23 protein-coding genes are annotated in these 17,540 nt (G+C 71.3%); 13 read left to right on the top strand and 10 right to left on the bottom strand.

All coding sequences use genetic code 11. From position 1 onward, the window contains the following. Window positions 1–109: 109 nt before the first annotated feature. The 12 genes from AC6CR5_RS11270 to AC6CR5_RS11215 all read left to right on the top strand — a co-directional run bounded on the left by AC6CR5_RS11270 (window position 110) and on the right by AC6CR5_RS11215 (window position 11,012). Window positions 110–778 carry a BON domain-containing protein gene (locus AC6CR5_RS11270; RefSeq protein ID WP_437257466.1) on the top strand — a complete coding sequence of 223 codons (669 nt, stop codon included), beginning with the start codon at window positions 110–112 and terminating at the stop codon, window positions 776–778. Continuing rightward, window positions 775–2,046: a glycosyltransferase family 4 protein gene (locus tag AC6CR5_RS11265; protein WP_054445568.1), complete on the top strand. Its 1,272-nt coding sequence runs from the start codon at window positions 775–777 to the stop codon at window positions 2,044–2,046. The genes AC6CR5_RS11270 and AC6CR5_RS11265 overlap by 4 nt, the downstream gene beginning before the upstream one ends. Window positions 2,047–2,061: 15 nt before the next feature. Then, a complete protein-coding gene (locus tag AC6CR5_RS11260) occupies window positions 2,062–2,790 on the top strand; it encodes an SDR family oxidoreductase (protein WP_024069722.1) in 729 nt (242 codons plus the stop codon). Continuing rightward, window positions 2,781–3,398: a D-glycero-alpha-D-manno-heptose-1,7-bisphosphate 7-phosphatase gene (locus AC6CR5_RS11255; RefSeq protein ID WP_150100795.1), complete on the top strand. Its 618-nt coding sequence runs from the start codon at window positions 2,781–2,783 to the stop codon at window positions 3,396–3,398. The genes AC6CR5_RS11260 and AC6CR5_RS11255 overlap by 10 nt, the downstream gene beginning before the upstream one ends. Continuing rightward, entirely contained in the window at window positions 3,395–4,507 is a 1,113-nt protein-coding gene (locus AC6CR5_RS11250) for a glycosyltransferase family 9 protein (RefSeq protein WP_035199726.1), read from the top strand. The genes AC6CR5_RS11255 and AC6CR5_RS11250 overlap by 4 nt, the downstream gene beginning before the upstream one ends. Beyond that, window positions 4,495–6,234: a carbamoyltransferase family protein gene (locus AC6CR5_RS11245; protein ID WP_047991348.1), complete on the top strand. Its 1,740-nt coding sequence runs from the start codon at window positions 4,495–4,497 to the stop codon at window positions 6,232–6,234. Before AC6CR5_RS11250 ends, AC6CR5_RS11245 begins: the two co-directional genes overlap by 13 nt. Then, a complete protein-coding gene (locus AC6CR5_RS11240) occupies window positions 6,231–7,217 on the top strand; it encodes a glycosyltransferase family 2 protein (RefSeq protein ID WP_238919935.1) in 987 nt (328 codons plus the stop codon). Before AC6CR5_RS11245 ends, AC6CR5_RS11240 begins: the two co-directional genes overlap by 4 nt. Continuing rightward, a complete protein-coding gene (locus AC6CR5_RS11235) occupies window positions 7,214–8,275 on the top strand; it encodes a glycosyltransferase family 9 protein (protein ID WP_110059185.1) in 1,062 nt (353 codons plus the stop codon). The genes AC6CR5_RS11240 and AC6CR5_RS11235 overlap by 4 nt, the downstream gene beginning before the upstream one ends. Then, window positions 8,272–9,240 (top strand): glycosyltransferase, encoded by a 969-nt coding sequence (locus AC6CR5_RS11230; protein WP_411792256.1) that lies wholly within the window; start codon window positions 8,272–8,274, stop codon window positions 9,238–9,240. Before AC6CR5_RS11235 ends, AC6CR5_RS11230 begins: the two co-directional genes overlap by 4 nt. 2 nt (window positions 9,241–9,242) lie before the next feature. After that, on the top strand, window positions 9,243–10,256 hold the full coding sequence (locus AC6CR5_RS11225) for a UDP-glucuronic acid decarboxylase family protein (RefSeq protein ID WP_498085741.1): 1,014 nt from the start codon (window positions 9,243–9,245) through the stop codon (window positions 10,254–10,256). 119 nt (window positions 10,257–10,375) lie between these two features. Continuing rightward, on the top strand, window positions 10,376–10,555 hold the full coding sequence (locus AC6CR5_RS11220; RefSeq protein ID WP_020928704.1) for a hypothetical protein: 180 nt from the start codon (window positions 10,376–10,378) through the stop codon (window positions 10,553–10,555). A gap of 79 nt (window positions 10,556–10,634) precedes the next feature. Beyond that, window positions 10,635–11,012 (top strand): hypothetical protein, encoded by a 378-nt coding sequence (locus AC6CR5_RS11215; protein WP_020928703.1) that lies wholly within the window; start codon window positions 10,635–10,637, stop codon window positions 11,010–11,012. A gap of 85 nt (window positions 11,013–11,097) precedes the next feature. On the opposite strand, the gene AC6CR5_RS11210 is transcribed toward AC6CR5_RS11215, so the two are convergent. The 10 genes from AC6CR5_RS11210 to AC6CR5_RS11165 form a co-directional block, all read right to left on the bottom strand. Beyond that, window positions 11,098–11,364: a hypothetical protein gene (locus AC6CR5_RS11210; protein ID WP_498085627.1), complete on the bottom strand. Its 267-nt coding sequence runs from the start codon at window positions 11,362–11,364 to the stop codon at window positions 11,098–11,100. Further along, window positions 11,361–11,591, bottom strand: coding sequence for a hypothetical protein (locus AC6CR5_RS11205; RefSeq protein WP_006384560.1), 231 nt, complete (start codon window positions 11,589–11,591; stop codon window positions 11,361–11,363). Before AC6CR5_RS11205 ends, AC6CR5_RS11210 begins: the two co-directional genes overlap by 4 nt. 37 nt (window positions 11,592–11,628) lie before the next feature. Further along, the gene (locus tag AC6CR5_RS11200) at window positions 11,629–12,177 is read right to left on the bottom strand and encodes a DUF4142 domain-containing protein (protein ID WP_047991344.1); all 549 of its coding nucleotides are present in this window, start codon (window positions 12,175–12,177) and stop codon (window positions 11,629–11,631) included. Between the two features lie 223 nt (window positions 12,178–12,400). Further along, the gene (locus AC6CR5_RS11195) at window positions 12,401–12,697 is read right to left on the bottom strand and encodes a MatE family transporter (RefSeq protein WP_498085626.1); all 297 of its coding nucleotides are present in this window, start codon (window positions 12,695–12,697) and stop codon (window positions 12,401–12,403) included. A gap of 80 nt (window positions 12,698–12,777) precedes the next feature. After that, entirely contained in the window at window positions 12,778–13,101 is a 324-nt protein-coding gene (locus tag AC6CR5_RS11190) for a BON domain-containing protein (RefSeq protein WP_054448439.1), read from the bottom strand. Between the two features lie 86 nt (window positions 13,102–13,187). Beyond that, complete coding sequence (locus AC6CR5_RS11185; RefSeq protein WP_498085625.1) at window positions 13,188–13,616, bottom strand: hypothetical protein; 429 nt, start codon at window positions 13,614–13,616, stop codon at window positions 13,188–13,190. A gap of 85 nt (window positions 13,617–13,701) precedes the next feature. Continuing rightward, window positions 13,702–13,968 (bottom strand): hypothetical protein, encoded by a 267-nt coding sequence (locus AC6CR5_RS11180; protein ID WP_006384599.1) that lies wholly within the window; start codon window positions 13,966–13,968, stop codon window positions 13,702–13,704. Window positions 13,969–14,037: 69 nt separating this feature from the next. After that, window positions 14,038–14,880: a PhzF family phenazine biosynthesis protein gene (locus AC6CR5_RS11175; protein WP_054516231.1), complete on the bottom strand. Its 843-nt coding sequence runs from the start codon at window positions 14,878–14,880 to the stop codon at window positions 14,038–14,040. Window positions 14,881–14,954: 74 nt separating this feature from the next. Continuing rightward, the gene (locus AC6CR5_RS11170; protein ID WP_024069708.1) at window positions 14,955–15,584 is read right to left on the bottom strand and encodes a LysE family translocator; all 630 of its coding nucleotides are present in this window, start codon (window positions 15,582–15,584) and stop codon (window positions 14,955–14,957) included. Between the two features lie 36 nt (window positions 15,585–15,620). Then, complete coding sequence (locus tag AC6CR5_RS11165; RefSeq protein WP_020928694.1) at window positions 15,621–16,025, bottom strand: VOC family protein; 405 nt, start codon at window positions 16,023–16,025, stop codon at window positions 15,621–15,623. Window positions 16,026–16,176: 151 nt separating this feature from the next. Here AC6CR5_RS11165 and AC6CR5_RS11160 point away from each other — a divergent pair, with 151 nt between their 5' ends. Then, window positions 16,177–17,523: an aminotransferase-like domain-containing protein gene (locus AC6CR5_RS11160; protein ID WP_498085624.1), complete on the top strand. Its 1,347-nt coding sequence runs from the start codon at window positions 16,177–16,179 to the stop codon at window positions 17,521–17,523. Window positions 17,524–17,540 lie beyond the last annotated feature (17 nt).

The raw sequence follows: 17,540 nt of genomic DNA, 5'->3' as shown, positions 1-17,540 counted from the left end.
CCCACTCGCCGCGCCCGGCATCGCGGTTCGGCACAGCACTTGCGATATCGGTGCATCCACGCGGGGCCCATACCCGCGGTTTTTCTCGAATCGCAACAGGAGAGCCGACATGAATCATCGACCCGGACAGCCGCCTCGCCAATACCAGGAAGATCCCGACCGCGAGCCATGGCGGGACCCGGCCCCGTCCTATGGCTACCAGGGCCAGGGCACCCGCGGCGCGCCGGGCGCCCGCGGCACGCATGCCGGCGTGCGCAGCCGCAGCGCGGATCCGGGCCAGAGCAGCTACGGCGGCTTCAGCAATGAGGATCCTTCCTATCAGCGCCAGCAGGTGTACGGCCGCGAGCCGTCCCGCCGCGCCGCGCCGTCAGGCCCGGACTCGTACGGCAGCGAGGACGGCGGCTTCTACGGCAACCGGCCGCCGTGGCGCGACGATGCCGAGATGATGTCGTTCGCCACCGCCGAGCGCGGCGAACCGCTGGGCGGCATGACCTCATGGCGCGAGCGCCAGGCCGGACGCACCGACCCCAAGGGCTATGTGCGGTCGGACGAGCGCGTGCGCGAGATTGTGTGCGAATACCTGGCGCACAGCGGCCTGGACGTGAGCGACGTGTCGGTGGACGTGGCCGATGGCTGCGTCACCCTGACCGGCACCGTGCCGGACCGCCGCACCAAGCATCGCATCGAAGACTGCACCGACAGTTGCGCTGGCGTGCAGGACGTGGACAACCGCATCCGCATCGCCGGGGCGCCCGTCCGAACCGGAGCGGAACAATGAAAAAGATCGCCATCATCAGTGAACACGCTTCGCCGCTGGCGGTTGCCGGCGGCGTCGACAGTGGCGGACAGAACGTCTACGTCGCGCACGTGGCGCGCGAACTGGCGCGCGCCGGCCTGCAGGTCGACGTCTTCACCCGCAAGGACAATCGGGAACTGGAACCGGAACACGCCTGGATGCCCGGGGTCAAGGTGGTGCACGTGCCGGCCGGGCCGGAAGTCTATCTGCCCAAGGAGCAGATGCTGCCCTACATGGATGATTTCTCGCGCTACCTGCTGCGCCATGCCGCCAGGCAGGACAAGGCCTATGACATCATTCATGCCAATTTCTTCATGTCGGCCTGGGCCGCGCTGCCGCTCGCGCAGCGCTACGGCATCCCGCTGGCCGTGACGTTCCACGCGCTCGGCAAGGTGCGTCGCCAGCACCAGCAGGAGGCCGACCTGTTCCCGGACAGCCGCTTCGATATCGAAACCGAGATCGTGCGCCGCGCCGACCGCATCATCGCCGAGTGCCCGCAGGACCGGCGCGACCTGATGGCGTTGTACGACGCCGACCCGCGCCGGATCGACATCGTGCCCTGCGGCTACGACGCCGCCGAGATGGCGCCCCGGCCCATGACGCGGGCGCGGCAGGCGCTGGGGTGGGAGCATCAGGACTTCACCCTGCTGCAGCTGGGCCGCATGGTGCCGCGCAAGGGCGTGGACAACGTGATCCGCGCGCTCGGGCGCCTGCGCCATCGCCACGGCATCAACGCCAGGCTGTGCGTGGTGGGCGGAAATTCGGACGACGCCGATGCCACCGCCACGCCCGAGATCGCGCGGCTGCGCCAGATTGCGCAGGACGAGGGCGTGGCGCCGTGGGTGGAGTTCACCGGCCGCCGTCATCGGGATGACCTGGCGACCTACTACGGCGCCTGCGATGTGTTCGTGACCACGCCGTGGTACGAGCCCTTCGGCATCACGCCGGTCGAGGCCATGGCCTGCGGCCGGCCGGTGGTGGGTTCGGATACCGGCGGCATCCGCAGCACGGTGGTGCATGGCAAGACCGGCTTCCTGGTGCCGCCGCGCGACCCGGACAGCCTGGCCGAGCGGCTGGCCCAACTGGCCGCCGATCCCGCCCTGCGCGCCCGCATGGGCGAGGCCGGACGCCTGCGGGCGCGCCGACTCTACACCTGGAAGCGCGTCGGGCTGGACTTGCTGGCGGTGTATCGGCAGATGGCGGCGCAGGCGGCCCGGCCGGATCGGCACGCGCCGCGCATGGCGGCTTGAGATCAGGAGCGAAAGATGCAGGAATCCGATAGTTTGAAAGGGCGGGTGGTGCTGGTGACCGGCGGCGGCAGCGGCCTGGGACAGGCGCTTTGCAGCATGCTGGCGGGCGAGGGCGCGCGCGTGGCGGTGGCCGATATCGACGAGCGCCGCGCGCAGCAGCTGGCCGAGCGGCTCCAGGCAGAAGGCGGGGACGTCATGGGCTGCGTCATGGATGTGGGCGTGGCGCGTGATGTGCAGGACGGGCTGGATGCCGTGGTGCGCCGCTTTGGCCGGCTCGATGCCGTTGTCAACAGTGCCGGCATCGACGTCACCGCGCCCATCGGCAAGCTCGACGCCGATGTCTGGGAGCGCGTGCTGCGCACCAATCTGACCGGCCCCTTCCTCATGGCCAAGCTGGCCAAGGACCTTCTCAGCCCGGGCGGCCACATCGTCAACGTGGCCTCGACGGCGGCGCGGCGCGCCTGGCCCAATGCCAGCGCCTACCATGCCAGCAAGTGGGGCCTGATGGGGCTATCACATGCCCTGCATGCCGAACTGCGGGCTGAAGGCCTGAAAGTGAGCGCGGTGATCGCCGGCGGCATGCGCACCCCGTTTCTGCTGGACCGCTTTCCCGACATCGACGTGGATACGCTGCAGGACCCGGCCAATGTCGCCCGCGCCGTGCGCTTCGTGCTGACGCAACCGGCCGAGACGGTGGTGCCCGAGATCATGGTGCTGCCCATGCGGGAAACGTCATGGCCTTGAGGCCGGCGGTGTTCCTCGACAAGGACGGCACCGTGCTGGTCGACGTCCCGTTCAATGTCGACCCGGGGCGGATGGCGTATGCGCCCATGGCCCATGCCGGCCTGAACCGCCTGGGCGCCGCCGGCGTGGCGCTGGTGGTCATCAGCAATCAATCCGGGGTGGCGCGGGGCCTGTTCCCGCTGGCGGCGCTGGAGGCGGTGCGGACCCGGCTGGCGGCAATGTTCCGCGCCGCCGGGGCGCGCCTGGATGGTTTCTACTGTTGCCCGCACCATCCGCAGGGCCGCGTCGCCGGCTACGCCGTCGAGTGCGCTTGCCGCAAGCCCAGGCCGGGCCTGCTGTTGCAGGCCGCCGCGGAGCTTGGCCTGGACCTGTCCGCGTCCTGGTTCATCGGCGACATCCTCGACGACGTCGAGGCCGGCCACCGCGCCGGCTGCCGCAGCCTGTTGCTGGACGTGGGCAACGAGACCGAATGGCGCGAGGGGCCGCTGCGGATTCCGGATGCGCGCGCGCCCGACCTGGATGCCGCGGCGCGCCGGGTGCTGGCGGCGAGCGGGCGCGCAGACAAGACGCAAGCGCTGGCGCCGTCCGGGCAGGCGGGAGGCGGATGATGGCGCCGCGGTGGCAGGATTGCGCCCATGTGCTCGGCGTGCGCCTGGACAACATGGGCGACGTGCTGATGTGCACGCCCGCGTTGCGGGCGTTGCGCCAGTCCGGCGCCACCCGCCTGTCCTTGCTGACTTCGACCTCCGGGGCGCGGCTGGCGCCGTTCGTGCCGGAGCTGGACACCGTCCTGGCCTACGACGCCGCGTGGATCAAGAATGAGTCGCGGGGAAACGCCGATGACGTGGACGCCATCGGGCGGCTGCGCGCCTTGCGGCCGGACGCGGCGGTGGTGTTCACCGCCTACAGCCAGAGCGCGCTGCCCGCGGCACTGCTGTGCCACCTGGCCGGCATTCCGCGCGTGTTGGCTTACTGCCGGGAGAATCCCTACCGCCTCATCACCGACTGGGTGCGCGAGACGGAGCCCGCCGACGGCATCCGCCACGAGGTGCAACGGCAACTGGACTTGGTGGCCGAAGTGGGGGCGCGCGCCGACCATGCCGGCCTGTCGTTCCAGGTGCGGCAGCAGGACCGGGTGTCGCTGGCCTGGAAGCTGCACCGCCAGGGCGTGACCGAGACGGGCGGCTGGATTTGCGCGCATGCCGGCGCCACCGCCCCTTCGCGGCGCTATCCGGCGGAACTGATGGTGCGGGCGCTGACCGCACTGCGCGGCGACGGTCGCCGCATCCTGCTGCTGGGCGGCCATGAGGACCCGGCGCTGGCGCCGGCCCTGGCCGCCGCGCGGCCGCTGCTGCCGGGCCTGATCGACCTGTCGGGCGAACTCAGCCTGGGCGAGCTGGGCGCGGTGCTGGAGGCGGCCGACGTTCTCATCTGCAACAACAGCGGGCCGGCGCACATCGCCGCCGCGCTCGGGCGGCCGGTGGTGGATCTGTACGCACTGACCAATCCCCAGCACACCCCCTGGATGACCGCCGCGCGCGTGCTGAACCAGGACGTTCCCTGCCGATACTGCTATCGCAGCGTGTGCCCGCAGGGCCATCACGCCTGCCTGGCCGGTGTCGATCCCGAGCGCGTCGCGGCCGCGGCGCGGGAATTGCTTGGCGGCGGGCGGGCCGATGCCCGCGCTGCCAGGAAGGAGATGCCATGTTTACCCTAGGAATCAACGCAGCCTATCATGATTGTTCGGCCACCCTGGTGCGCGACGGCGCCGTGGTCGCGGCGGCCGAGGAGGAGCGCTTCACGCGCGTCAAGCATGGCAAGCGGCCGGTGCCGTTCACCACCTGGCAGCTGCCCTACCATGCGATCGATTACTGCCTGTCGGCGGGCGACATCCGCCTGCGCGATGTCGACCACATCGTCTACTCGTATGACCCGGCGCTGCTGGCAGGCAGCCGGCCGCTGGCCGGCGACATCACGCTGCCGCTGGAGCCTTCGCGCGCCGCCCTCGGCGCGGCGGGCGAGTCGCCCTGGGACCCGCTGTTCCTGTCGTACCTGGTGAACGCGCCGCGCCAGCTGCTGGACGGCGTGCCGCACCACCTCAAGTCGCCGCGTTTCGACGCCCTGACGCTGGATCACATCATGGAGCGCTGGGTGTTCCTGGATCACCACCTGTGCCACGAGGCCAGCGCGTTCCTGGCGGCGCCCTGTGCGGATTCGGCCGTGCTCACCATGGACGGGCGCGGTGAACGCACCACCACCAGCTATGGCCATTTCTCCGATGGCGAGTACGCCCGGCTCAAGCAGATCGACCTGCCGCATTCCCTGGGGCTGCTGTACGAGGAAGTCACCCGCTACCTGGGGTTCCTGCATTCTTCCGACGAGTACAAGGTGATGGCGCTGGCCTCGTTCGGCAAGCCCGAATTCCGCAAGGAGTTCCGCGAGATCCTGCGGCTGGAGGAAGAGGGCGGCTATTCGGTGCAGCCGGCGCGGCTGGCCGAACGCTTCGGTCCGCCGCGCCAGCGCGGCGCGCCGTTCGAGGACAGGCACAAGCATATCGCCAGTTCGCTGCAGTACGTGCTGGAGGAAACGGCGCTGCACATGGCGCAGTGGCTGCACGAGAGAACCGGCGCGCGCAATCTCAGCATGGCGGGCGGCGTGGCGCTGAACTGCGTGATGAACGCCCGCATCGCGCGCGATGGTCCGTTCGATAGCGTCTGGGTGCAGCCGGCCGCGGGCGATGCCGGCACCTCGCTGGGCGCGGCGCTGTACGTGGACTATCACCGGCGCGGCGGCAAGCGCGCATGGGCCATGGAGCACGCGTATCTGGGGCCTTCCTATGGCGACGAGGAGATCGAGCGCTTCCTGTACGGCGCCAAGCTGGATTTCCGGCGGCTCGACGACGTGGCCGGCGAGACCGCCGCGCTGCTGGCGCAGGAAAAGATCATCGGCTGGTTCCAGGGGCGCATGGAGTTCGGGCCGCGCGCGCTGGGGGCCCGTTCCATCCTGGCCTCGCCACTGGACAGCGCCATGCAGGCGCGCCTGAACGGGCTGAAGGACCGCGAGGACTTCCGGCCGGTGGCGCCGGTCGTCATGGAAGAGCGCGCCACGCAATGGTTCGACGGCCGCGGCGCGGACGCCATCTGCGCGCCCTTCATGCTGTTCGTCTACGACGTGCTGCCGCACCGGGCCAGCCGCATTCCCGCGGTGCGCCATATCGACGGCACCGCGCGCGTGCAGACCGTGCGGCGCGACCAGAACTCGCGCTACTACGACCTGCTGGCCGCCTTCGAGCGCCTGACCGGCGTGCCGGTGCTGGTCAATACCTCGTTCAACACCCGCGGCGAGCCGGTGGTATGCACGCCGCGCGATGCGGTGGAGTGCTTCTGGACGTCGCCGCTGGACGCGCTGGTCATCGGTTCCTATCTGGTGGAGAAGCCGCGATGAACGCGCCCGCGACGCCTTCCGTTTCCGTGGTGGTGCCGACCTACAAGCGGCCGGCGCTGCTGGCGCGCTGCCTGGCCGCCTTGTCCCGCCAGGATTTCCCGCGCGACGCCTACGAGGTGCTGGTGTGCGACGACGCCGCCAGCGCCGCCACCCGGCGCCAGGTGGAGGGGCTGCGGCGCGAATGGGGCGGCATGCCGGCCTTGCGGTACCTGCCGGTGTCCGGCACCCGGGGGCCGGCCGGCGCCCGCAATCTCGGCTGGCGCGGCGCCAAGGCCGAAATCATCGCGTTCACGGATGACGACACCATCGCCCACCCGGATTGGCTGCGCCACGGCGTGCGCGCGCTGGACGCGGATGTCGCCGCGGTGACCGGGGAGACCGACATGCCGCTGCCGGATCCGCCCAACGATTATGAGCGGGACGCGGCCGGCCTGACCCGGGCCGAGTTCATCACGGCCAACTGCTTCGTGAAACGTTCGGCGCTGGTGGCGGTGGGCGGCTTCGACCCGCGCTACACCATGGCGTGGCGCGAGGATTCCGACCTGCATTTTGCCCTGCTCGACCATGGCATGGCGGTGCGGCGCGCGCGCCACGCGCGGGTGACGCACCCGCTGCGGCCGGCAGGTTTCGCGGCCGGGCTGGGCATGCAGAAAAAGGTGATGTTCGACATGCTGCTGCGCAGGAAGTACCCGCTGCTGTATCGCAGCCGCATCCGCGCGCGGGCGCCGCGTTTCTACTTGGCGGTCACCGCGTCCCTGGTGTGCGCGCTCGCCCTGGCGGCGCTGGGATGGCGCGCCGGCGCCATGGCCGCGCTGGCGGTGTGGCTGGGGCTCACTGCCCTCTTTTTTTGGCGGCGCCTGCGCGGCACCCGCCAGACCATGCGCGACGTCGCCGACCTGGCGATCACGTCCGCCTGCATTCCGCTGCTGTCGATCGGCTGGCGCGCCATCGGCCTGTTGCGATTCGCCAGGGCCAGGCCATGACGGCCGCGCTGCTCGCCACGCCCCCCGCGAACCGGATCGCCGTATTCCGGGCGCTGCAGCTGGGCGACATGTTGTGCGCCGTGCCGGCGCTGCGCGCCCTGCGCCAGGCCTTTCCGCAGGCCAGGATTTCGTTGATCGGGCTGGCCGGCGCGCGCGAATTCGTGGCCCGCTTCCACGCCTACGTCGACGAGTTGATCGAATTTCCTGGTATTGCGGAGTTCCCCGAGCAGGCCTGCCGGCCGGATGAATTGCCGGCCTTCTTTCGCCGGGTGCGGGCGGCGCGGCCCGACGTGGCTTTGCAGATGCACGGCAGCGGCGTCCATTCGAACCGGATCGTGAGCCAGCTAGGCGCGGCCCGCTGGGGCGGATTCGTGGCCGACGCCGGCGCGCAGATCGAGGGGCGGCGCCTGTGCTGGCCCGACGACCTGCCCGAGCCGCAGCGCTATCTGGCGCTGCTGCGCTTTCTGGGCCTGCCCGCCACCGACGACCGCCTGGAATTCCCGTGCGGCGACGAAGATGCCGCCGCCGCGCGGGCCTTGTTGCGCCGCCATGGGCTCGATCCGGCGCGCCTGGTGCTGATGCACCCGGGCGCGCGGCTGCGCTCGCGGCGCTGGCCGCTGGCGCGCTACGCCGAGGTGGCGCGCGCCTTGCGCGGCGCGGGTTGGCAGGTCGCCTTGACCGGCTCGGACGCCGAGCGGGCGCTGACGCGCGAGTTGCGCCAGCGCGCGGGGCTGGCGCTGCCCGACCTGTGCGGCGCCACCACGCTGGGCAGCCTGGCGGCGCTGTTGCGCGCCAGCCGCCTGCTGGTATGCAATGACACCGGGGTCTCGCACCTGGCCGCGGCCATGGGCGCGCGCAGCGTGGTCGTCGCCTGCGGCAGCGATGCGCGCCGCTGGGCGCCGCGCGACAGCCGGCGCCACGTGGTGCTGGCAGCGCCCGTGCCGTGCCGGCCGTGCGCCTACGAAAGCTGCCCGATCGGCCACCCCTGCGCGCTGCGGGTCACGGTGGCCGACGTGCTGGCGCGGGCGCAGGAGCAATTGGCGCGGGGGCTGCCATGACCCAGTCCCGCATGCCGCGCGGCCGGCGCCTGCGCATCCTGACCTGGCACGTCCACGGCAACTATCTCTATGCCCTGGGACAGGTGCCGCACGACTTCGTGATACCGGTGCTGCCGGGCAATCCGGCCGGCTACGGCGCGCTGGGCAGCCGCATCCCCTGGGGGGACAACCTCGTCCAGGTGCCGGCGGCCGCGCTGCGCGACCAGCGCCTGGACTGCGTCCTGTACCAGTCGCGCCAGAACCTGGAGGATGCCCGCTTGCTGCTGGACGACGCGCAGCGCGCGCTGCCCAGCGCCTACCTGGAGCACAATCCGCCGGAACCGCATCCCACCGACACCCGCCATCCGTTTCACCACCCGCGCGGCCTGCTGGTCCACGTGACGCCGTTCAACGCGAACATGTGGGACAACGGCGACATGCCGGTGCGGGTCATCGAACATGGCGTGCCGCCGCCCCGGGTGGCCTATGACGGCAGCGTGGCGCGGGGCATCGTGGTGGTCAACCACCTGGCGCGCCGCGGCCGTCGCATCGGCCTGGACCTGTTCGAGCGCATGCGCGCCCAGACCCCGCTGGACTTGATCGGCATGGACTCGCAGGCCCTCGGCGGGTTGGGAGAAGTGCCCAATATGGAAGTGGCGGCCTGCCTGGCGCGCTACCGCTATTTCTTCAGCCCGATCCGCTACGCCAGCCTCGGGCTGTCGCTGGTGGAGGCCATGCTCTGCGGCGTGCCGGTGGTGGGCTTCGGCGCCACCGAACTGCCCACCGTCATCAGCAACGGGGTGAACGGCTACGTGGACACGCGCATCGAACGCCTGGCGCAGGTGGCGCGGCAACTGCTGGCCGAACCCGAACTGGCCCGGGCGTGGGGGGCGGCGGGGCGTGAAACCGCCCTGCGCCGCTTCGGCATGGAACGCTTCGTGGCCGACTGGCTGAACGCATTCGACTCGCTTATGGAGGCGGCATGAACATGATGAATTTGCCCAAGGGGCGCGCCCTGGTGGCGGGCGGCGCGGGATTCCTGGGCTCCAACCTGTGCGCGCGCCTGCTTGCCGACGGCTGGGAGGTGGTGTGCGTCGACAACTTCCAGACCGGGCGGTCGCGCAATGTGGCGATGCTGGCGGCCCATCCGCGCTTTGCCGTGGTGCGCCACGACATCGTCGAGCCGCTCGCCGATGTGCAGGTCGACCGCATCTACAACCTGGCATGCCCCGCTTCGCCGGTGCACTATCAGGCCGATCCCTTGAAGACGTTGCGCACCTGCGTGCTGGGCGCCATGCAATTGCTGGAGCTGGCGCGGCGCTGCGGCGCGCGCGTGCTGCAGGCGTCCACCAGCGAAGTCTATGGCGATCCGCTGGAGCATCCGCAGCGCGAAGGTTATTGGGGCCACGTGAACCCGGTGGGGCCGCGCTCCTGCTACGACGAGGGCAAGCGTTGCGCCGAGACCATCTTCATGGAGTACGCCGCGCATGAAGGCGTGGACGTGCGCATCGCGCGCATCTTCAATACCTATGGACCGCACATGTCGCCCGACGACGGCCGCGTCGTGTCGAACTTCATCGTCCAGGCGCTGGCCGGCAAGCCGCTGACCATCTATGGCGATGGCACGCAGACCCGTTCGTTCTGCTACGTGGACGACTTGATCGACGGCCTGGTGCGCCTGATGGAAAGCGTGCCGCCGGACGTGCGGCCGGTGAACCTGGGCAATCCCGCGGAACTGACGATGCTGGAAATGGCGGACATGGTCCGCACCCTGACGGGCGCCAACGTGCCGCTGGTGCATCGCGACCTGCCGGTCGACGACCCGACGCACCGCTGCCCGGATATCTCGCTGGCGCGGGAGCGGCTCGGGTGGACGCCGCGCATCGCGCCGGTCGAAGGCATGGCGCGCACGGTGGCGTATTTTTCCAGCGAGGCCGGCGCCGTCCGGGGTGCCGCGGGGCCGCTGCGAACAGCCGCGGACGCGGCGGCGGGCGTGGCCTGAGACTGGCGCCGGCCAGCCGCGCCATGACGCCCGCCGGGCATGGCGTTTGCTGCCGATGGGAGCCCCCCGGATGGATTCCTCCCCCGGGGCGGACACACTCCGCAAAGACGAGGCACACCATGAAAGCCAAAGACAGTCACACCCATTCTTCCCTGGACGATACCCCGCGCGAGAGCCAGGCCAGCCACAGGGATACCCAGAACCGTTCGAAGAAGGCGGGCCATACCTCGCAGATCGGCACCGGCCAGGACCAGCAAAGCCAGCGCAATCGCGGCGCCGGCGCGCGCAGCAAGCCCTGAATCGCGGCGGGACCGGCGCGCGGCATCGCCTTGCGTGCCGCCCTCGCGCCCGCCTGCCGCGCGCGGCCAGGAGAAAATCATGAGACATCATTCGTATCGCGGCCAGCGCCTGCAGGCGCTGGCGCTGGCCCTGGGCATGGCGGTCGGCCTGCCGGTCGCGACCCGCGTCGCCGCCGAGCCGGCCACCGGCGGCGCGGGACAGGGGACGCAGGAATCCGGCAAACCCGCCCCGGCGCCCGCGCCCATGCCGCCCAACGCCGCGCCCGGGCCGTCCAAGGGCGACCCGTCCGCGCCGCCGCCCACCATACCGAAGGGCGCGCCGGCCGATGGCGCCACCCAACCCACGCCGGGGCAGGGCACGGTCAAGGGGTCCACGGCCAACCCGGCGCCTGACGGCCGGCTGCCCGGCGGCAGGGCGGGCTCGGGAGGCAGCAAGAGCAACGAATTCGGGCGGTAGGCGGCGGCCGGGGGCGGGCGAATGCCGGCCCTGGCGCGCATGCCGCGAGGCTGGCCGCGCCAGGTCGCGGCGCCGCCAGCACGGTTCAGGCCGGCAGGCGCGACAGCAGGGTCAGCATGGCCAGCAGGGCCGCGCCCAGCGCCCACAGCATCAGCGCCAGCCGCAGGCTCAAGGACAGTCGGGCGCGCCGCGGGGGCGGTTCGACGGCAAGGGGCAGTGGTGCGGCGGCGGGCGCCTGGTCGGCATTGGCCGCGGCAACCCGGGCGGCGCCTGAACTCGCCCGCGGCGGCGTCAGCGACACCACCGCGTTGCCGATCAGCACCGAAGACGAAGCCGTCTTGGGGTGGCTCATGGCGGGCTGCTCCATACCGACGCCTGCCGGTACTGCTCGGCCCGCGCCAGCGTTCTGTAGAAGTCGGCGCCGGCGCGGACCAGGGCCTCGATTTCCCGTGGCGACAGCTTTTCCTTCAGTGCCGCCAGGCTTTGCGCGTAGTCGGACAGGACCTCCGGCCAATCGGCCAGGGGCCGGTCGGAAACGGAGGTCGCCAACATGCGCGCCAGCAACTCATCACGGTCCATGGCACGATCCCCCGGGCAGCCATACCCGTCGCGGTCATTACTTGTCGGTGGCCTGTTTCAAGGTCTTGGCCATCTGCAAGTGCTGTTGCAGGGTGGGCAGCGTCTGGATGGCGAACTGCTTGACGTCGGGGTCCTTGACGTCGTTCGACGCCTTTTCGAACAGCTTGACGGCATCTTCATGCGCGCCCACGCCGATTTCGTCGGCATAGGCCTTGTCGAAGCCCTCGTCGCGCAGGCCCAGCGCCTGCAGGCGTGCCTTCTGCACCAGCGAAGGCTCGGTCGGCACCTCGTATCCCTTGCTCTTGGCCAGCGCGGCCAGTTGCTGCCCGGCCTTGCCATGGTCATCGATCATCTTCTGCGCGAAGGTCTTCACCTCGCCGCTGCGCGCCTTTTCCAGGGCCAGCTTGCTGCCCTCGACTTCCAAGTGGCCGGCCTGGGCGGCGTTTTCCATAAAGTCGCGATCGCCGCTGTCCAGCTTGGTCGGGGCCGGCGCGGATGGGACGGCCTGCTGCGCCATGCCGGCTTGCGGGCCGCCGAGAGTGAACAGCGCGAACAGCGAAACCGTGGTCAGGGTGCGGAGGGTCATGGAATTCTCCTGGAGTTGGATAGGGCATCGTGAAAGGAGTGGCGAGCATCGATGACGGCCAGCCGATCGGGCCGCCTTGGGCAGCAGCAAGCCGCGTTCCCGGCGGCGGGGGCCGGACCACAATGCGGACCACAACGCGGACCACAACGGGGCAGCGGTATTTTTTACCGCCGCGACGCTATGCCCCGGCATCGCTTGACGGCGCATGGCTCAAGGGCCCGCCTCAGGCCGCGTCGTCGCCGGGCGCCGGGCCGGGACGGCCGCCGTTGCGCGCCGCGTCCGGCGGCGCATGCGACACGCCGGCGCCGGTTTCGTCGACCACGCCGTCGGGGGCGATATCGCTGCCGCCATCCTCCGGCGTCAAGGGGTCGGCGGCAGGCCGGTCGCCAGTGCCTTGGGCGTCGCTGTCGCTGTCGCTTTGAGGGGACGACGCCGGCAGATCGCTGGGAGAATCCGACGAGTCGCTGGGGCCGGCGGGGGGCGAGCCAACGGGGTCGGGAATACGGAAGGGGACGGACATGACGGACTCCTTGCGGGATAGCCTCGGGCTTGCCGGCACAGCATCTGGCGTTCCCGCGAGCGGCATGGCCTATGCCCGCTTCACTGCGGCTTGCGGACCTGGATGTTGTTGCGCACTTCGTTCACGCCGGGCACCTGGCGCGCGGCCGCGATGGCGTTCGCGGCGCTGTCTTCGTCGTCGGCGAAGCCGCTCAGCTGCACCGTGCCGCGGTAGGTTTCGACCTGGATGGTGTTGGATCGCAGGCCGGGTGCGCGGATCAGGGCTTCGCGGACCCGCGCCGTCACCGCCACGTCGTCGGTGTATTGGCCGGTGCTGCGCCGGCCGCCTTCCGCGGCGCAGCCGGGCAGCACGATCACGCAGGCGATGCCGAGCGGGGCTGCGCGCAAGATCTGGATGGGAACCATGTGAATCTCCTGTTTGCGGAACGCGGCAGTGCGCTCCGCAAACCGGCGCAGCAATCGCTATGCCCGTGGCGGCCGCGGGCCGTGGTTCAGCCCAGCCGCCGCAGCACGCGCGCCACCCGCGCGATGCCGCCCGTGCCGCTGGCGGCGCGGCCGACCAGCGTGGTGCCGGCCAGGGTCAACAGCATGCGGCGCAGCGGCGTGCCGCCGCGCATGCCGCGCCGCATGAGCCATACGCCCAGGCCCAGCACCGCCAGGTGCTCGCCGGGAAAGCCGGGGCGGGCGGCGTCGATCTCGCGCACCCGGCGCAGCCAGGGGGCGTTGGCGGCGCGTCCGGCCTGCGCGGGATGCGGATCGTCGGCGGTGGCATCGGCCGGTTCGATGTCCTCTTCCGGCACGGCGTTGCCCGGGGCATGGCCGCGGGCGTCCTCCGTGTCGGCCGGCGCGCGTGGCACGGGCGTGGCGGGGGAAGGGGGCACCGCGCGTGGTAGGCGCGGCGTCGAGTCGGGGTGGGGCATGGCGGGCTCCTGGTAACGGGAAGGCGCGGATGGCCAGGCCCCGTTGCCAGCAAGCGCCGCTCCCGCATCCGGCGGCGCCGCCGCCTCAGAAGCGCGTATGCCTGCCGAACGGCTGCTCGGCGGCGGTCGGCTTGTCGAAGGTCGCGGTATCGCCGTTCAGGTCCGCTACGTGGATCTGCGCCAGCCGGGTCGCTTCGTCGATGGCGGATTGGGCGGACGCAAAGCGTTCATCGATGGCGATGCGTTCCCTGCCCGGACCGGCGGCGGGGGAGATCAAGGTGTACCCGATGCGCCAGGCGCCGTCGTCGTGGACCGGGCGTTCGATCTGGAAATCCCATTTGGTGTTTTCCATGGTGCCTCCTGTGGTGCTTGCTGTCAGGTGCTTCCATGCTAACGCGATCGATCCGGCCCTCCCAACCGCTCAAACGGCCTGCAGCGTGCCGCTCACATGGATGCGGGTGTCGCCGCCGACCCAGACCTGGCCGCTGTCGTCACGCGATAGATGGACGCGGCCGCGCCGGCCCAGGCGCGTGCCCTGGGCGGCGACATAGTCGTGGTCGATCCATCCCTGCGCGAAGAACCACTGCGCCAGCGCGGCGTTCAGGCTGCCGGTGACCGGGTCCTCGACGATGGCGCCGGCCGGGTCGGAAAAGAATGCGCGCACTTCGAATGCGGCTTCGCCGCCCGGCGCGTGAGGGCCGATCACGCCGATATCGACCGGCGTTGGCCAGCGTCCGGCGGGTTCGAGCGCCAGCACCTTCTCCGCCGACGCCAGCCGGATTCCCAGCCATCCCGGGCCGTTGTCGACCCAGGCCGCGGCCAGGATGTCGCGGGCCTCGATGCCCAGCAGCCGCCGCGCCTGCTCCAGTTCGTCCGCGCCCGGCGCGCCCGAGCGGATCAGCGGCGGGGCGGCGAAGGCCAGCCGCCGCGGGTCGCGCCGGATGCGCACCAGTCCGGCGCCGCACTCCTGCATGACGTGGGTATCGTGGCGCGGCGCATGTGCCGCCAGCCACGCGTGGCAGGTGCCCAGCGTCGGATGGCCGGCAAAGGGCATTTCGCGGTCCAGCGTGAAGATCCTGACGCGGTAGTCGGCCTGCGGATGGGTCGGCGCGACCAGGAACGTGGTCTCCGACAGGTTGAACCAGCGCGTCAGGCGTTGCATGTCGGACGTCGACAGCGCGTCGGCGCCGGTGACGACCGCGACCGGATTGCCGGCAAGCGGGCCGGCGCCGAAGACGTCGACCATATGGACGGTGAGAGGCATCATGTCAGTGCGCAGTTCGATGAAAGGGAAGCCGCGCCGCGCGGCGCGGGCAGGGAGGGGCGATCCATGCGGGCTCAGCCGCGCCAGAACAGCAGCTTCAGCCCGGCGGCGGCGAACACCGCGGCGAGCGCGCCTTCGATGGCGCGCCGCGCTCGCGCGTACAGGGCCGCCATCGACGCGGTCGAGAACAGCAGCGCGTAGCCGCCGAACACGCCCACGCCCAGGGCCACGCAGCCGCCCACGATGGCCGGCAGTTCGTGGGCGGCGCCGTCCGGACCCATCCCGAGCGAGATGATGGCAGTCCAGGCCATGATGGCCTTGGGATTGCCGACGTGCATGAACACGCCCTGGCGGTAACGGGCGCCGAGTCGCCCGGTGCTGCCCGCCGCGCGCGGCGCCGCGCAGGCCGCGGCCGGCCGCAAGGCGGACCGGCCCGTGCGCGCGGCCAGGTACAACAGGTAAAGGCCGCCCGCGATCTTGAGAAGCGCCAGGGCCTGCGCATAGGCGTTGAGCACGGCGGCGATGCCGGTGGCGGCCAGCAGCGCCCAGAACAGCGAACCCGTGACGACGCCGGCCGCCAGCGCCAGGGCCGGACCGCGGCCGTCGCGCATTGCCGTGGCCATGATGGCCATGGTGCTGGGCCCCGGGCTGGCGGTGGCGATCAGATAGGTGCCATAGACCATGGCGAGGTGGCTGGCATTCATGCCGGTTTGCTCCGGGTGAGACACCGCCTTGCGCCCTCAGGGCAGCAGGTCGGCGCGGTGGACGATGTGGATCTTGTTGCCGTCGGGATCGCGCAGGTAGGCGCCGTAATAGCCGTTGCCGTAGCGCGGGCGGGGCCCGGGGGCGCCTGCGTCGGCGCCGCCGTGCGCCAGGCCGGCGGCGTGCGCCGCGTCGACCGCGCCCGTCGAAGGCGCCAGAAAGGCCGTCATGGCGCCGTTGCCCGCGCTCGCCGGTTCGCCGTCATAAGGGGTGTAGACGTAAAAGCGCGGCAGCGCGGCGTGCGCCGCGACCCAGCACAGCGCCGCCGGGCCGCCATCGGGCGAGACGGGGCGGCGGCGCAGTCCGAGCGGGGACAGCACTGCATCATAGAAGCGGCCTGCGCGTTCGAGATCGCGCGTGCCGACGGTAACGTGGCTGAACATGGGTTTCTCCAGGCCGGCCGACATCGCGGCCGGCGCATCCGGCAGGGAACGGGCGGGCAATCGCGCCGCGGCGGCGGACTGCGGCATCAACGTTACACTATTGAAGAAAGCAAAAAGTGTCATGTGACGCTTATTTTTGGAGGCCGCCCGGATGCTGCTGCAATCGCCCTGGATTCCCCGCCTGGCGAACATCGAGGCCAGCCCGGCCGAGCGCCTGGCGCTGGCGCTGGCCGACGATATCGTCGAAGGGCGGCTGGCCGGCGGCGACCGCCTGCCGGCGCACCGCGACCTGGCCAAGCGGCTGCGCATCGGCCTGGGTTCGGTGACCCAGGCCTATGTGTCGCTGGAGCGGCGCGGCCTGACGCGCAGCGTGCAGGGGCGCGGCACGTTCGTCGCGAGCCGGCAGGCGCTGGGCGACGCGGTAATCGACCTGTCTTCCAACGCCCCGCCGGCCGCCCTCGATGCGCGCGTGCTGGCGCGCACCCTGGCCGGCATCGCGCGCAGGATCGACGCCGACCATTTCAATCTCTACGCGCCGCCGGGCGGCCATCTGGAACACCGCCGCGCGCTGGCGCGTTGGCTCGAAACCGTCGGCCTGCCCGTGGATGCCTCGCACCTGGTGTTGACCGGCGGCGCGCGCCAGGCGCTGTCATTGGCCATCGAACTGGCCTGCGGCAAGCGGGGGTTGCTGCTGACCGAGAGGCTCACGTATCCCGGCGCCCTGGCCCTGGCGCGGCGGCAGGGCTGCCGTGTGCGGGGCGTCGAGATCGATGGCGAGGGCATGGTGCCGCAATCGCTCGCCGCCGCGCTCGAGGCGACCACGGCAACGGCGGGCCGGGCGGTCTACCTGACCCCGACCCTGCACAATCCGACGACCGCGACGATGGGCGCGGCGCGCCGGCGGGCCATTGTTGACCTTTGCCGCCGCGCGGGAGCATGGATCATCGAAGACGGCGTCTATTCGGTGGCGGCGCCCCATCTGCCGCCGTTGGCGGCCCTGGCGCCGGACCTCTGCCTGCACGTCAATGGCATGTCCAAGGCGCTCGGCCCGGGTTTGCAGATCGGCGCGCTGGCGCTGCCCGCCGCCTTGCGTGACGCGGCGCGGGAACGGTTGCGCGACCTGCCAGCGGGGCCGTCCGCGCTTGCCTGTGCCGTGGTGCAGGAATGGCAGGCCAGTGGCATGATCGCCGCATTGCAGCGCGACCTGCTGCATGAGGCGCGGCGGCGCGCCGGCCTGGCCGCGTCGATCCTCGGGACTGATGCCCTGACATTGTCTGCCGACGCCTATCATGCCTGGCTGCCGATGGCGAGCGCGGCGGCCCGGCGCTTCGTGGCCGCCGCCGCCGACAAGGGCGTGCGGCTGACGCCGCCGGAAAGCATGATGGTCGATGCCGCGGACCGCCGGGCGGGTGTGCGGCTCTGCCTGGGCGGCCCCGCTTTCGCGGACCTGGAGACGGCCCTGACGCGGCTGGCGGGCCTGCCAGGCCGGGCGGGATGAGCGGGGGGGCGTGCGCC

The organism is Achromobacter sp. EG18 (assembly GCF_059759395.1).
The sequence above is the reverse complement of the archived record's forward strand: the minus strand, read 5'-3'. Positions and strand labels throughout refer to the sequence as shown.